Source organism: Bifidobacterium sp. (assembly GCF_050874245.1).
Lineage (GTDB): Bacteria > Actinomycetota > Actinomycetes > Actinomycetales > Bifidobacteriaceae > Bifidobacterium.
The window spans coordinates 1-1323 of the sequence record NZ_JBNMKH010000193.1 but is presented as its reverse complement, the minus strand read 5'-3'; the positions used below and the strand labels follow the sequence as shown (position 1 = coordinate 1323).

Annotated in this window: 1 protein-coding gene and 1 pseudogene; both read right to left on the bottom strand. The window is 61.2% G+C overall.

The window, feature by feature from the left end; genetic code table 11:
* Positions 1 to 222: pseudogene (locus ACR0P8_RS09810) on the bottom strand (DUF2318 domain-containing protein); the annotation flags it as partial.
* 242 nt (positions 223 to 464) lie between these two features.
* On the bottom strand, positions 465 to 1133 hold the full coding sequence (locus ACR0P8_RS09805) for an iron transporter (RefSeq protein ID WP_026646624.1): 669 nt from the start codon (positions 1131 to 1133) through the stop codon (positions 465 to 467).
* Positions 1134 to 1323: the final 190 nt, after the last annotated feature.

Here is a 1323-nt window from a genome sequence, read left to right as displayed (position 1 = left end):
GGTCGGATAGTTGACGAACGTGCGCTGCGTGATGACGGCCGTGGCGCGCAACGCGGCGAAGACGATGGCACCGGCGAATCCGACAACAAAGCCGGCCAGTCTCCAATACGCGCTCAGCGGCTTGTCCCGTCCCTCACCGACGGTGAGCATAACGTTCAGCGCCATGATGAGCAGCGCGGGCGCCAACACGCCCTGCAACACCGTCACAAACTGCAGCAGCATCCCAAAATCCTTTCATCCCCATCCCTCCCCCAAACCCGAGGAGTTCCCAATCATCCCTCCCCCAAAAAATCGAGGAGTTCCCGGCTTTCCTACCCTGCAATCGCAAGGAATAAGTCGCTCCCTTAAAACGCGAGAGAGCGGCCGCGCCGTATGTTGCTCGACCGTAAGCTTGGCCGAACGGCCTTGAGTGTGTCGAGCAACATATGGCGCGGCCGCGAACGGCAACCATTACAAGGAGAGAATCACCATTCCTGCGGCGTGTAGTTCCAATCCGGGAAGGTGACCTCGATAGGCTCAGTCCAGAAGCGTCCCTTGACGCCCGTCTCCGGATCGACGTGCAGCATCCAACCCTTCTTCTCCGGGGATTCGATCTTCAGCACGAGCTTGTAGGCGCCGGCCTTGTCGAGCTTGACGTTGGCGCCGTAGTGCGGGCCGTCGGAGGCGTTCATCTGCATGAAAGTGCCGGAGCCGACGGACTTGTTGGAGGTCTTGTCGATGATGTCGTAGTTGACGGTGAGGTCCGGCACGAAGTCGCCCTTGCCGTAGCCGAGCTCAGTACCCTTCTTGTTGGCGTGAATGTCGGCTTCGAGGTGGAAGCTCGCGTCGGCGGCCTTGAGGCCCATGCCGGACGGTTCCATGTCGATGGGCTGGAAGTACACGGCGTTGACGGTCAGCGGGCCGACTTCCTGGTCGGAATGCTTCTCGTCGACCTGGATCTCTTCGAAGCCTGCGCCGGAATCGTCGGAGCTGGAATCGTCGGCGGCCTTGGTGTCCTTCGCCGTGTCCGACGTGGACGTGCTGGACTTGTCCGACGAGGCGGCGTTGTCGGAGCCGCCGCACGCGGACAGGGAGAAGGCCATGGAGCCGGCCAGCAGGACGCCGAGCAGAGCGGCGATCTTCTTATTCTTCATTTCTCTTTCCTTCTGTGTTGTCGGATGGTGAGGAAAAATCTGGAAATTCGCGATTACGGATTGCGTACGGCCGTCAGGCGTGCGTCGCGTCCGAATCGCCCGTATCAGCCGCCGTGCGCAACTTGCGTTTGCGCGCGAAGCCGACGATGAACAGCGCTATCACTGCGATGGCGGCGACGGCTTGGGCGGC